Genomic DNA, 12,778 nt, shown 5'->3' on the forward strand with positions numbered 1-12,778 from the left:
GCTACTTGGTCGCCTCCGCAGGGGCCACCTCGTCCGCGGGCACCGCGGCGATGAGCTCGGGGACGAACGAGCCGTTCTTGGCGACGAGCTTGGCCTGGTACATCTCCTGGATTAGCGCGTGATCGGACGCCCGCACGGTGGTCTTGCCCTTCGGGCCGTCGAAGCTGAAGCCCTCGAGCGCCTTCACCATGGCATCCACGTCGCCGGCACCCTCCTTCACCGCGTGCACCAGCATGATGGCCGCGTTGAAGCCGTCCGGGCTGAACAGGTCGGGCGTGCCGCCGGCCTTCTCGATGAGATCGATCATCGCCGTGTTCACCTTGTCGTCATTGGCGCCGGGGAAGTAGTAGCTGAGGAAGTTGATCTTCTCACTGGCCTGGCCGTAGGCGCCGAACGTCGGCGAGTCACCGAGCCCGGTGACCACGGGGATGTCTTCGAGCACGCCCTGCTGCGAGAGCGCCTGCCACATCGCGCCGCTGGTCGCCCCCGCCCAGGCCACGAACACGAGATCGGGCTTGGACTGCAGGATCTGCTGGGCGAACGGGGTGAACTCGGTGGCATCCTCCGGGACGAGCACGCTGGCCACCGTCGCGCCCTTCGCGCCGAGGATGGCCTTCACTGCGGCGTCATTGCCCTGGCCGAAAGCGGTGTTCTGCGCGAACACCGTGATCTTCTTCCCGGCGACGTCGTCGAGGAACGTACCGGCGGTTGCGACGTCCTGCGCACTCTGGCGGCCTGACCGGAAAGTGTACTTGTTGACGCCGGTGATCCCGTCGACGGCCGCGGGCCCGGAGATGAACAGGACCTTGTTCTGCGCAGCCTGCGCAGCCACGGCGAGAGCCACGCCGGACGACGTGCTGCCCATCAGGATCTTGGTGCCCTTGCCGATGAGGTCCTTCGCGGCGGTCACCGCGGTATCGGGGTCGCCGGCGTCATCGCGGTAGTCGATCTTCAGCGTGCGGCCGTCGACCTTCCCGGTGCCGTCGGTCGCGTAGTCCAGACCGGCCTTGAAGGCGTCGAGGTACTGCTTTCCGTAGCCGGCGAGGGGGCCGGTCTCGCTGCTGACGACCCCGACGCTGATCTCGCCACCGGCAGACGGTTGGTTGCCAGTGTCCGCGACGCCCGGGGCGCATGCCGTGAGGGCGACCGCGGCAGCGGTCGCCAGCGCGCCCAGCAGCGCCATCTTCTTCGTAACCCGCATGTGAGTGCCTTTCGCCGTTGGAAGGGAGTTTATGAAACCCGATTCAGGTATACGAATGCTACGGAGATCGACATCCGGTTGTCAACGCCGACACACGAGGCTGGGCGGACGGCCGAGTGCGGCTGATTCAATGCACCGTTTATATATCCGTGTTATATACTTATCGAATGCCACGCGCCGAGGACATCTCCGAGATCGTCACCGCCGCGCACGTGCTGACGCGATTGGCTGCTCTGGAGACGAAGAACGAGGCGCCGTCGACGCAATGGCGTGCGCTGAGCATCCTGCAATCCGACGGGCCGATGCGACTCGGTGAACTCGCGCGCGCCAGTCGGGCGACCCAGCCAGGCATGACCCGGCTGATCGGCCAGCTCGCGGAGGCCGGGCTCGTCACGCGCGACCACGATCCGTCCGACTCCCGCGCGACGGTGATCGAGATCACGGACCGGGGTCGCGAGGATCTCGCCGCCTGGCGCGTCGAGCTACGGGATGCCCTGCAGCCCCTGTTCGCAGACCTGACCGATGCGGAATGGGACACCCTGTCGCAAGCCGCCCGCATCCTCAAATCCCGCACCACCCCACGAGGAGTCACTGGATGAGATCTGCCACCGCTACCGGATCGATCTGGCGTCAACCGCCGCAGGTCTGGGCCGTCGCCTTCGCGTGCGTCGTCGCGTTCATGGGCATCGGCCTGGTTGACCCGATTCTGCCTGCCATCGCGGGGTCGCTGAAGGCGGACGCCGTCCAGACGGAGCTGCTGTTCACCAGCTATCTGCTGGTCACCGGCGCGGCGATGCTCATCACGAGCTGGGTCTCCAGCCGGATCGGGGCGAAGGCGACGCTCCTGGCGGGACTCGCCCTTATCGTCGCCTTCTCCCTGCTGTGCGCGCTCAGCGGAAGCGTGGATGCCATCATCGGCTTCCGCGCCGGGTGGGGCCTGGGCAACGCCCTGTTCATCTCCACCGCGCTCGCGACGATCGTCGGGGCGGCATCCGGCGGCAGCGAAGCGGCCATCATCCTGTACGAGGCGGCGCTGGGTCTCGGCATCGCGGTGGGGCCGCTGCTGGGCGGCCTGCTCGGCGAAGTCAGCTGGCGGGGGCCGTTCTTCGGCGTCGTCGTGCTGATGGCGATTGCGTTCGTCGCGGTCCTCGTGCTGCTGCGCACGAAGGGCGAGAAGCGCGCGCCGATGCCGCTGTCCGCCCCGTTCCGGGCGTTGCGGATCCCCGCGCTGGCGATCCTCGCGGTCGCGGCGCTCTTCTACAACATCGGATTCTTCGTCCTGCTCGCGTTCTCGCCGTTCGTCCTCGGCTTCTCGGCAATGGGCATCGGGTTCACGTTCTTCGGCTGGGGCGTGGCTCTGGCTGTCACGAGCGTGTGGATCGCACCGATCCTGCTGCACCGGATGTCGCGCACGACTGTGATGTTCATCATCCTGCCGCTGCTGGCGATCGATCTGATCGTCGCCGGCGTGCTCGTAGCCTCGGTCACCGCGCTCGTTATCTGCATCGTCGCGGGCGGGCTGCTCTTGGGCATCATGAACACCGTCCTCACCGAGGCGGTCATGGAGGCCACCGACCAGCCGCGCGCGGTCGCATCCTCCGCGTACTCGGCGGTCCGATTCATCGGCGGTGCCGCCGCCCCGCCGATCGCGGCAGCCCTCTGGCACGCATTCGGCGCCTCGGTGCCATACTTCTTCGCCGGAGCGTCCATACTCGTCGCGACGCTGGCGATAGCGCTCGGGCGTCGCGTGATCGCACGCATCGACGTGCACGAAGCGGATGTCGCGGAGGAGGGTGCCGCGATCCTCGTGGGCGACGCCACCTGAGGCGGCGTCCGGTCCCGGGGGCGCTCGTACCACCCGGCCCCGGGTGACGAAACGGCGTCAGCCGCCAGGCTGCGGCCGGACTGGTCGCACACCTGGGAACAGCCGCTGTGAAACGTGGTGCGCCCTCCTCGGATTCGAACCCAGAACCCATTGGCAACTGGCCAAATGTTTGAGACATCCCGCGACCACCCACGAAACCCCGTTTACCGCGTAATTCCGCGGTTTTCGGATCATCCGCTGCGGCCCTCTCCCCCACCGACTTACCAAAACCCACTGGGTTCAGGTGTCGCTGGCGGGGGTTTAGGTGTCGCAATAGGTGTCACAGAACCGGGTTTAGGTGTCACGGGCATCTTCATTAGAGGCCATCGGGGCGGGCGATGACAGGCGACAACGCGGTGCCTGCGAACGGATGTCGTCGATCCTGTGGCTGCGCCGGGAGTTGCGGCTTGTCTGTTGACGCTTCTCGTGGGGGAGGTGACACTGGCGAAACGATCTGTTTCAAGGATGCGCCGATGAGAGCGATGAGTGCACTCCGTTCGGCGGCGCTGTGAGGGGCGTGCGGCGGCGCACGCTCGGTGTCGGCCGCGTCGCGGTCGGGGTGATCGTTGCTGCGGTGGTGGTGGCGGGCGGCGTGGCCGCGGTGGCGGGCGGCGGAGAGGTAGGGGTGGTCGCCCGGTACCCGGGGAGAGGGGCGCAGCGTGTTTCCCCGTCCGCTGAGATCTCCGTGCAATTGCAGGTTGGCTGGATGGACGCGCAGAAGACGTTCGACATGGTGGTCACGGGGCCGGGCGGACGGATCGTGCGGGGGCGCAGCGCGGTGGACAGCGCCGAGGCGCTGTCGTTCACCCCGGTGAGGCCCTTTGCTGCAGGGAAGTACACGGCGGTGGTCCACCTGCGCGAGTCACCGGTCGAGGACACCGTGCTCGACTCGTGGTCGTTCGGGGTGGAGTCCGTGCCGAGCCTGTCGGATGGCTCCGGTGGCAGCATCCTGCTGGTGGCGCGTGAGGGGACGCGGGATGCGTACCTGGCCGAGATCCTGCGGGCAGAGGGATTCACGGGATTCGATACGGTGGCCCCCGAGCATCTTTCCCGAGACGTGTTGGCCGATCATGCCGTCGTCATCCTCGGGGCGACGAGTTCGACAGGACCGCATCTTCGCGACGTGGAGTCGTGGGTCAAGGGCGGCGGTGATGTGATCACCATGACACCCCAGGGCGGGCTGGCTTCTCTGGCTGGGCTGGAGCCGACCGGCGGGGCGCTCCGGGATGGCTATCTGCAGATCGACACCACGCACGCCCCGGGAATCGGCCTGACAGCCGAGCGGATGCAGTTCCATGGAGGCGCGCGCCTTTACACACGCGGCCCGGGCGGTAAGACCCTCGCGACCCTGGCGTCCGATCGGCAGGCCCCCGACCTTGGTCCCGCGGTGACACTGACGAAGGTCGGTCCTCATGGTGGGCACATCGCCGCCTTCACCTACGACCTTGCGACATCGGTGATGTACACGAGGCAGGGAGATCCGGCCGCGGCGGGCACGGAGCGTGACATGTCGCCTCCCATCCGGCCAAATGACCTCTTCATGGGATCGGATGGTGGAAAGGACTACCTAGATCACGCCGACATCGGGATTCCCCAAGCCGATGAGCAGATGCGCCTGCTCAGCAACCTGCTGGAGGAACTACACGCAGACACCTACCCGCTGCCGCGGTTCTGGTACCTGCCTCACGGTCAGAAGGCCGCCCTGGTGATGGCAGCAGATGACCACGACACCGAGGACGGAACCCGACAGCTCTTCCAACGGATGCTCGCCCTGTCCCCACCCGGATGCGATGCCCGGAAGTGGGAGTGCCCGCGGGCAACCGCGTGGGTGTATCCATGGACCCCGCTCACCCGACAGGAGGCGAAACACTACTCCGGTCTGGGGTTCGATCTGGGCGCACACGTTTCCACGGATTGTGCCGACTGGACCGAGGATTCACTTGCCGCCGCGTTCAGGGCGTACCTGCTCGAGTTTCGCAGGAAGTATCCCGACCTCCCCGACCAAGCCGGCAACCGCCTCCACTGCGTTGTCTATAGTGACTGGCTGGGTGTGCCGCGCGAGGAGCAGCGATGGGGCATCCACTTCGACATGAACTACTTCAACTGGCCACCGAGCTGGATTCGGGGCCGACCCGGATATATCACCGGTTCCGCGCTGCCCATGCGGTTCAGCGACGAGAACGGCCGGATGCTGGACGTGTTCCAGCAGGAATCGCATCTGGTCGACGAGACCTGGAATGGCTCCCCCGTGGCCATCGAGCAGCTGATCACCGCGGCCGAAGACGAGCGCGGCTACTACGGGGCGTTCGGCACGCATTTCGACTTCAGCGACAACTTCGATCAAGAGCTCACAAACGTCGCGGTCCGCAGGCACATCCCCATGGTGTCCGCGGAACAGCTGCTCGCCTTCACCGAAGGACGTGATGCGTCAACGTTCACGAACGTCGCAAAGAACAGCACGGGCGACGTGACGTTCGACGCCGGGGTGGACTCACGGGCTGCCGGTCTGCTCAGCGGCATGCTTCCGGTGAACTGGGCAGACAAGGTCTTGTCGTCGTTCACCGCCGACGGGAAACCGGTCGACTACGACGTCAAGCTCATCAAGGGCATCAGCTACGCATTCTTCGACCTGGGCAACCTCCACTACCAGGCCCACTACCGCTAAGGCCCGCACGAGGCTCAACCGATCCACGCTCCGCCGCATCGACTCGCATAGCATCGTCGCCGGTCGGCTCGTATCGATCGAGGTCCAGCTGGATGTGGCGGGTGTCCCGCAGGTGGCGCGCTGGGCAAGCTGACGCCGCTGCGAGGTTAGAGGATGCCTGCCTTGCCCAGCAGAACCCCGTAGAAGACGGCCAAGGTGAAGAACGCGCCGGCGCCGGTCACCACGGCCGATACCTGCACTGACAGCTGCGCGGGATCAGCACGCACCCACCGGTAGATGCGCCTCTCAGGCCGACCGAAGAGCTGGTCCTGACGTCTCCTCACCACGAGCCATGACGCCAATGCGCAGTAGATACCGCTTCCCAACACGATCCAGGCGAAGGTCTGGTACAACCATTGGTCGTCGATGGTGAACGACACGACGAAAGCGAGGCTCGCGGCCCACACCGCGAGGAGGTTGAAGTCGTACAGCTGCCCAATGTCGTGGGGAAGAGGTCTCTGGTCCAAGAGGAGGTACCCGGCCCAGAGCAGGAGGGCGGCCGGAATCACGAGCGCCAGCTGCGCTCCCGCAATGAACAGGGCGTTCCGCCACGCCACCGGCTTGGTCGGGCCGCCGAACGCTGCGGCGGCAATGACCACACCCGCGGAGACCACGACGTACGCGACGATTAGGCCGGCGGCCGCGTTCACGGACACCTTCGCCCAGAAGCCACCCCTTCGGAACGCCTCTGTCAGCGGGTGCCGACCCCAGTAATCCGGGCTCATCCTTGCCCCAATCGCCCTCCCTTCCGAATGTAGACCCCTCCCGGATTGCAGCGAAGGCGGTCCCGCCGACGTGACCACCAGGACCCGCGTCGTTCCCGATGATCACCCTCGCCACGCGGGACGGGTCGATTGAGCGCATCGCACACGTTGTGGCTAACTCGACGCCCGATATCCTGGCAGCCGGCGGCACACAGCCACAACCTGTACCAGCAGTTGGACCTCTCGCAGTGGCGCTTCGTGGTGCTCACCCGCAGCAGGGTCGCCGCGACCGGGCGCACGTCGCTGAGCTGGAACAGGGCCCTGGCTGAGGGCGGCGTCGATCTCGGCTACGACGGGCTCGCGGATGCGATTCGGAGCGCTGCTGCCGCCGAGCTCGGCGGCGGTTTCACCCAAGGCTAGACAGTGCAGGCAAACTTCCGCGGAAACGGTTCAGCGTGCTGTGCGGGTGGACAGTTCACTCCCCGAGACGCAGCAGCCGCTCCTGCTCGCTATACCCCTCATCGCGCGACTCCGGCGGCGTCGAGGCATCCACCGTCTCCATTGTCTGACCCAACGCGATCGGCGGTTCCAGGCGGCGGTAGCGAGACCGCGGATCCTCGGCAGAGGGGTCGTTTATGCGCTCATCGTAGCTGGGTGCCGCGCCTCTGGTGGTCTTCCGGATCGTCGCAATTGCCGGGATCGGCGAAGCACCCTGACCCGGTACTTCAGGTGACGGCCCACCCGGGTCGCACGCGGGCCGTTGCCGGTGGCCTGCCAGCTGTAGATCGTCTGCTTAGGCACCCCGAGGTACTCCGACAGCTCGTCGATGGTAACGAGGAGCTCTAGGCCCGCAATCGCAGCGCTCATGGCCTGTCTAGTGCGGTGCCCGTCAGCGGCCGGCGCCCTCGGGAACCTCCGGTGACGACGGTATCGGCACCGCTCCCGGCACCCCCAATGGGGAAAGAGGTGTCGCTGGGCAAAGTGACGCATAAGGAAACCCCCGGACTTCCTTGAAGCTCCCGGGGGTATTGCGGTGCGCCCCCTGGGATTCGAACCCAGAACCCATTGATTAAGAGTCAATTGCTCTGCCGTTGAGCTAGAGGCGCTCGGTCCACCGAAGAGGCGAACCGAGGGTCAACATTAGCATCACGGCTGACCCTTCGCGAAATCACCCACGCCGGTGCCGGTATCCTGAGCAAGTGACGTCCCCTACCCCCGATCGGGCCCCCGGCCGCGCGGAGTACGACGCCGATCTCGCCCTCGCACTCCGCCTCGCGGATGCCGCGGATGCGGCATCCATGCGACGATTCGACGCCCCGGACCTCGACGTGCGCGTGAAGGCCGACGCCAGCTATGTGACGGAGGCGGACCTGGCGACAGAGCGGGCAATCCGCGACATCTTGGCCGTCGAGCGCCCTCAGGACGGCGTGTTCGGCGAGGAGTTCGGTGCAGCGGGCGCGGGATCTCGGCAGTGGATCATCGACCCCATCGACGGCACCGCCAACTACCTCAAGGGCATTCCGATGTGGGCCACTCTGATCGCGCTCGCCGTCGATGGTGTTCCGCAGGTCGGGGTGGTCAGCCAGCCCGCGATCGGGCGTCGGTGGTGGGCGGCGGCGGGACTGGGCGCGTGGACGAGCGCGCCGGATGCCGCGACCCGGCGCATCGCAGTGTCCGGCGTCGACGATGTCGCGGCATCGAGTGTGAGCTTCCAGAGCATCGCGCAGTGGGACGAGGTGGGTCGCGTGGACGATCTGGTGCGGCTGACCCGGTCCGTGTGGCGCGACCGCGGCTACGGAGACGCCTGGCCGTACATGCTGCTGGCCGAGGGACGCCTCGAGATGGTGGCCGAGTTCGACGTGAAGGAATACGACATCGCGGCACACGTGCCGATCGTGCGCGAGGCGGGTGGGCGGTTCACCGATATCGACGGGGCCGACGAGATAGGCACCCGCTCGTCGCTGGCCACGAACGGCGTTCTGCACGAGGCGTTCCTCGCTCTCGTGGGTGGGACGGTGCGGCGGTGAGATCCCTCCGGCTCGCGGGCGTGGCCGGCAGTGTGCTTGTCGCACTGCTCGTCGTCGCCGGCTGCGCGGCCACCCCGGGTCCGGTCGTGACACCGACGGTGCCCCCGGCCAGTCCCAGCGGGCAGGCCGCGGCGCCGTCGGCGACCGTGACCGGCCCGGATTCCACCGTCACCCCGGCCGGCCCGCCCACCTGCGAGGGCATCATCAGCTCGGTCACCGTCGATGATCTGACGAAGCTCGGATGGAAGGCCCGGCAGGATCCCTTCTACGTGGGCAACATCGAACTGCCCGGCGGCATCCAGTGCACGTGGGGCGATCCCGGGGTGGCCAGCGACCAGGTCCAGGTGTACGGCTGGGCGCCCATGGATGACGCCGTCAAGGCGGAAGTGACGAAGGAGCTGCTCGACTCGGGCTGGAAGGAATTCGACGAGGACGGCGCGACGTATCTCACCGCCACCGGCGACATGATCATGAATCCGGATGAGGACGGGTACGGCATCACTTACCGTCTCGATGACGGGCAGATCTCGGTGGCCGATACGAAGCAGGGCCTGCAGCTCGTGCAGTGGCCGCCGCAGTGACGGAATGAGCCGGGCAAGTGGGTCGGCACCCGAGCCTCGGCGACGGACGCCCCGCATCACCAGGGTGGAGGGTCGGTGTCGGCGCTGAGCGCCGTTGGTGAGACCCAGTGCGCCTCGCCGGTCTCGGAATCGGTCCGGACGTCCCACAAGGTTTCAGTCTTCACGCGGTGGTGGGGTCGGCACAGAGGACCGGTGTTGCGGGCCGACGTCGTGCCGCCCGCATGCCACTCCCTGCGGTGATCGATATCGCAATCGCGGACCAGCCGCCCACAGCCCGGGAAGGCGCACACCGGGTCTCTGACGCCCAGCCACCGCCGCAACGCCTTCGGGACGCGGTAGGTCTTCCGGTCGAGGTCGAGTACCGTGCCGCTGACCGGGTGGGTGAGGATGCGCACCCAACTGGTCGCATCCCCGGCGAGGCTGCTCGCTGTGGCGGTATCGACGGGTCCGTAGCCGTCCAGCATCGCCGGCTCGTCGCCACGCCCGAGGAGAGTGAGCACCGGCACCGTGATCGCGACGGCGGGCTTGCCGGTCGCCGCACCCCGCGTGACGTCGGAGTCGGCGCTGCCGAGAAGATCGATCGCCGTGTCGGCGCGCAGCTGCGCCAGGGTGCGGGTCTCCCCCTCCTGCGCGTGCAGGTGGCGGGCACACTGCTCCACGCGGGCGCCGATGGTGTGCAGTTCGGCGGCGGGTCCGTAGATGCTGAATGTCGCCATCCCATCGAGCTCGGCGCCCAGCCACGTGCTCCGATCCTCCCGGGCGCGCCGGTGTCTCTCGTCGATGCCCTCGGGGTGGATGCGTTCACGGATCGCACGTGCCTTGATGCGGAACTTTCCAGCAGGCAGCGCAGTCGCCGAGGGCGCTATGCGTTCATCAAAGGCGGTCCACGCGTCCGGGGCATCGTCCGGCAGGCTGCGCGCGTAGCCGGCGGCGGTGATCGCATTGCGCTCATCGACGCTCCCCGCGCAGAACGCTGCCCACACGACCGGGCACCGCTCCTGCAACGTGTCGGCGTCGGCCGCACGGGTGCGGATGACCACCTCGGACAGTCGCGTGCGTACCGCCAGGTCGCACACCGCTGCTCGCACCGCCATTTCGGCGCGCTCGGCCCGTACGCGCGACACCGTCAGGTCCCGCGGGTTCGTCCAGTGCGGATCGAGGGTGGGATCCGGCCCGCACCAGGGGTCGGGGCAGTCCGCGGCATCCCGCAGCACCTGCGCGAACAGGCCGTACTGACGGGCCGTCAACCGCCGCAGATCGGCGGTCACCTCGCCTGCATCGTCCACCGCGACGTCGTGCGCGGCTCCCGAGGTGAAGATGTCGTGGCCCCACGCCGGCGTGGCCTGCGACTCGAGGTACTCGTCGTATTCCGCCAGCGCCGATGCCAACGCGACTGGATCGTCCCACAGATCCGGGCTGCGCCGCGGGCCCGGGTCGTCCGATGAGGTATCCATATCTCGATGGTAGATGTGGGCACCGACATTCGAATCTCGGTTCGTCGGGCCCTCGTGGATGACAACGGCGTGTGGCTGTCTCAGCGGGTCATTTCGCGCCGGCGCCTTCGCGCGTTGAGGATTCCAACGATGAGCACAGCGAGTCCGATCAAGAGGACGATCGGGCCGATGACCGCCCAGACCGGCGAGCCACTCATCACGGAGCCCCCCAGGACGTTGAGACCCTGGAGCATCCACACCAGTCCCACAGCGCTGACAATCGCGCCCGCGGTGATCACTGGCCAGCTTCGCTTCACGTGCTCACCCTAGCTCCGCAGCGACGTAGAGGGCCCTCGACCCGCAAAATTCACGCGGCTCTCGGGCCCTCTTCGGTGACAACGGCGTTGTGGAGATGGGGGGAATCGAACCCCCGTCCATCGCTGAATCTCCACGCCTTCTCCGGGCGCAGTCTGTGAAAGCGTTCTACTCGGCCCCAACCTTTGTCACAGACACCTAAGTCGACAGGCCCAGTCTGGGAGAAGTCCCGTGCGACGTCCAGACGCCGCCACACAGCGAGATTCCTAGATGACGCCAGGATCCGTACCGGAATCACATACGGTCTGACGGACTATCGGGCTCGCTTACGCAGCGAGGGCGAAGTCAGTGCGCTTTGCATTGGCACTTATTGTTTTGCAGGGAGCGTTCACGAGATAACCCTGCATCCTCGGCCCGCTTCTCGTGAATAGACAGGCGACGTCGAAACCGATCATCCCCGTGTCTGCTCCATCGGAGCGGCCGTTGTCACACTGTGGAGTTGTCCCCGGGAGCCGTGGCCCCCGAGCATCACAGGATACAACGGATCCCCGACATCCGGAATTCCTGCGGGGCGCTGCGCAGGGCCGTAGGCTCCGGGTATGACCGAGCCCACACTCCGTCCCGGGATCGCCGAGCGTCTGTCGTTGATGATCCGGCTGCCCACGGTCTCGGCAGAGCTCGCACAGCGCGGGATGGGCCCGTTCGAGGACTTCGTCGCGCTGATCCGCGAGCTCTACCCCCGCGTACACGAGCATCTCGAGCTCACCCGACACACTGACCTCGGCCTGCTGTTCCGCTGGCGTGGCCGGCGCACCGCGGCGGACGGGCCGCTCGTGCTGATGGCGCATTACGACGTGGTGCCGGTGGATGAGAGCGACCCGTGGACGTATCCGCCGTTCGAGGGCCGGATCGCCGACGGCTGGGTCTACGGCCGCGGCACGCTCGATGACAAGGGTCCGCTCATCGTCATCCTCGAGGCCGTGGAGAGCCTGCTCGCGGAGGGATTCCAGCCTGCGCGCGACGTGTGCCTCTCGTTCGGTGGCAACGAGGAGACGTACGGCGCCGCCGCACGCGAGATCGCCGCGAGCTTCCGCGACAGCGGCGAGATCCCCTGGCTCGTCGTGGACGAGGGCGGTGCCGTGATCGACGCGCCCCTCCCGTTCGTGACCGGGGATGCCGCGATGATCGGCGTCGCCGAGAAGGGCGTGCTGACGGTGACCCTGTCCGCCCGCGGTGAGGGCGGGCACGCGTCCGCTCCCCCGCCGATGACGGCGGTGCGCCGCATCGCCCGCGCCCTGTACCGTCTGAACGCCCGGACGTTCCCGCCCCGTACCCCGAAGGCGGTGTCCGGGATGCTGCGGGTCTTCGCCGCCCGCGCGAACGGCCCCGGGCGGCCGCTGTATCGGATCCTCGCGGCCTGGCCGTGGCTGGCGGGGCGGGTCTTCGCCCGGATGGGCGGCGAGACGGCGGCATTCGTGCGCACCACGGTGGCCGCGACGATGACCTCCGGCGGCACCGCCGTCAACGTGCTGCCGTCGCAGGCCGGCGCGACGGTCAACCTGCGCCTGGCGATCGGCGAGACCGTCGCCGGCACGGTCACCCGCGTGCGGCGGCGCATCGCCGACGACGCGGTCACGGTCACCGTCGACGAGGGCGACGACCCGTCGCCGGAATCGGCGAGCGACGGTGCGCCGTTCGCCCTGCTCGCGGCGGCGGTGCACGCGTCCTACCCGGAGGCCGCTGTCGTCCCGTACATCATGATGCAGGCCAGCGACGCACGGCACTTCCACCGGTTCTCCCCGGCCGTGTACCGCTTCGCGCCGCTGCGGATGTCGGCCGCCCAGCGCGCCGGGATCCACGGCGTCGATGAGCGGGTCGAGGTGGCGTCGCTCGAACAGGGCGTGCTGTTCCATCGCGCGCTGATCCAGCGGCTAGAGTGAGCGCACCCG

12 protein-coding genes, 1 tRNA gene and 1 other RNA gene are annotated in these 12,778 nt (G+C 67.5%); 7 read left to right on the forward strand and 7 right to left on the reverse strand.

All coding sequences use genetic code 11. The features are described 5' to 3' along the window. Position 1: 1 nt before the first annotated feature. Positions 2-1,201, reverse strand: coding sequence for a substrate-binding domain-containing protein (locus GH740_RS09965; RefSeq protein WP_153745943.1), 1,200 nt, complete (start codon positions 1,199-1,201; stop codon positions 2-4). A 167-nt stretch (positions 1,202-1,368) separates the two neighbouring features. Here GH740_RS09965 and GH740_RS09970 point away from each other — a divergent pair, with 167 nt between their 5' ends. From GH740_RS09970 to GH740_RS09980, 3 genes are all read left to right on the forward strand, one after another. Continuing rightward, positions 1,369-1,800, forward strand: a complete 432-nt coding sequence (locus tag GH740_RS09970; RefSeq protein ID WP_153745944.1) for a MarR family winged helix-turn-helix transcriptional regulator — start codon at positions 1,369-1,371, stop codon at positions 1,798-1,800. Continuing rightward, the gene (locus GH740_RS09975) at positions 1,797-3,026 is read left to right on the forward strand and encodes an MFS transporter (RefSeq protein ID WP_153745945.1); all 1,230 of its coding nucleotides are present in this window, start codon (positions 1,797-1,799) and stop codon (positions 3,024-3,026) included. The genes GH740_RS09970 and GH740_RS09975 overlap by 4 nt, the downstream gene beginning before the upstream one ends. 556 nt (positions 3,027-3,582) lie before the next feature. Next, a complete protein-coding gene (locus GH740_RS09980; protein WP_153745946.1) occupies positions 3,583-5,730 on the forward strand; it encodes a hypothetical protein in 2,148 nt (715 codons plus the stop codon). 146 nt (positions 5,731-5,876) lie between these two features. Here GH740_RS09980 and GH740_RS09985 read toward each other — a convergent pair whose 3' ends face one another. After that, positions 5,877-6,419: a hypothetical protein gene (locus GH740_RS09985; RefSeq protein WP_153745947.1), complete on the reverse strand. Its 543-nt coding sequence runs from the start codon at positions 6,417-6,419 to the stop codon at positions 5,877-5,879. A gap of 288 nt (positions 6,420-6,707) precedes the next feature. Between GH740_RS09985 and GH740_RS09990 the strand changes: the two genes are divergently transcribed. Further along, positions 6,708-6,893 (forward strand): hypothetical protein, encoded by a 186-nt coding sequence (locus GH740_RS09990; RefSeq protein ID WP_153745948.1) that lies wholly within the window; start codon positions 6,708-6,710, stop codon positions 6,891-6,893. Between the two features lie 213 nt (positions 6,894-7,106). Here the strand turns inward: GH740_RS09990 and GH740_RS09995 are convergent, their stop codons facing one another. Together GH740_RS09995 and GH740_RS10000 are read right to left on the reverse strand one after the other, a co-directional pair. Further along, the gene (locus GH740_RS09995; RefSeq protein WP_367641384.1) at positions 7,107-7,463 is read right to left on the reverse strand and encodes a helix-turn-helix transcriptional regulator; all 357 of its coding nucleotides are present in this window, start codon (positions 7,461-7,463) and stop codon (positions 7,107-7,109) included. A 44-nt stretch (positions 7,464-7,507) separates the two neighbouring features. Further along, positions 7,508-7,579 (reverse strand) — tRNA-Lys (locus GH740_RS10000). 93 nt (positions 7,580-7,672) lie between these two features. Between GH740_RS10000 and GH740_RS10005 the strand changes: the two genes are divergently transcribed. Together GH740_RS10005 and GH740_RS10010 are read left to right on the forward strand one after the other, a co-directional pair. Further along, the gene (locus tag GH740_RS10005; protein WP_367641386.1) at positions 7,673-8,500 is read left to right on the forward strand and encodes an inositol monophosphatase; all 828 of its coding nucleotides are present in this window, start codon (positions 7,673-7,675) and stop codon (positions 8,498-8,500) included. Beyond that, the gene (locus tag GH740_RS10010; protein WP_153745950.1) at positions 8,497-9,081 is read left to right on the forward strand and encodes a hypothetical protein; all 585 of its coding nucleotides are present in this window, start codon (positions 8,497-8,499) and stop codon (positions 9,079-9,081) included. Before GH740_RS10005 ends, GH740_RS10010 begins: the two co-directional genes overlap by 4 nt. A gap of 56 nt (positions 9,082-9,137) precedes the next feature. On the opposite strand, the gene GH740_RS10015 is transcribed toward GH740_RS10010, so the two are convergent. From GH740_RS10015 to ssrA, 3 genes are all read right to left on the reverse strand, one after another. Then, positions 9,138-10,535, reverse strand: coding sequence for an HNH endonuclease signature motif containing protein (locus tag GH740_RS10015; protein ID WP_153745951.1), 1,398 nt, complete (start codon positions 10,533-10,535; stop codon positions 9,138-9,140). An 80-nt stretch (positions 10,536-10,615) separates the two neighbouring features. Further along, on the reverse strand, positions 10,616-10,831 hold the full coding sequence (locus GH740_RS10020) for a hypothetical protein (protein ID WP_153745952.1): 216 nt from the start codon (positions 10,829-10,831) through the stop codon (positions 10,616-10,618). An 87-nt stretch (positions 10,832-10,918) separates the two neighbouring features. Continuing rightward, positions 10,919-11,288: a transfer-messenger RNA gene (gene ssrA, locus GH740_RS10025) on the reverse strand. A 140-nt stretch (positions 11,289-11,428) separates the two neighbouring features. On the opposite strand from ssrA, the gene GH740_RS10030 reads away from it, so the two are divergent. Beyond that, positions 11,429-12,769, forward strand: a complete 1,341-nt coding sequence (locus tag GH740_RS10030) for a M20/M25/M40 family metallo-hydrolase (protein ID WP_153745953.1) — start codon at positions 11,429-11,431, stop codon at positions 12,767-12,769. The last annotated feature ends 9 nt before the right edge of the window (positions 12,770-12,778 follow it).

This window comes from Microbacterium sp. SYP-A9085 (genome assembly GCF_009649635.1).
GTDB lineage: Bacteria > Actinomycetota > Actinomycetes > Actinomycetales > Microbacteriaceae > Microbacterium.

Excerpts from the sequence above, each read along its gene's own strand:
- GH740_RS09995 (WP_367641384.1), bottom strand. The coding sequence starts at position 7,463 with ATGCGTCACTTTGCCCAGCGACACCTCTTTCCCCATTGGGGGTGCCGG.
- GH740_RS10015 (WP_153745951.1), bottom strand. The coding sequence starts at position 10,535 with ATGGATACCTCATCGGACGACCCGGGCCCGCGGCGCAGCCCGGATCTG.
- GH740_RS09975 (WP_153745945.1), top strand. The coding sequence starts at position 1,797 with ATGAGATCTGCCACCGCTACCGGATCGATCTGGCGTCAACCGCCGCAG.
- GH740_RS09965 (WP_153745943.1), bottom strand. The coding sequence starts at position 1,201 with ATGCGGGTTACGAAGAAGATGGCGCTGCTGGGCGCGCTGGCGACCGCT.
- GH740_RS10030 (WP_153745953.1), top strand. The coding sequence starts at position 11,429 with ATGACCGAGCCCACACTCCGTCCCGGGATCGCCGAGCGTCTGTCGTTG.
- GH740_RS09970 (WP_153745944.1), top strand. The coding sequence starts at position 1,369 with ATGCCACGCGCCGAGGACATCTCCGAGATCGTCACCGCCGCGCACGTG.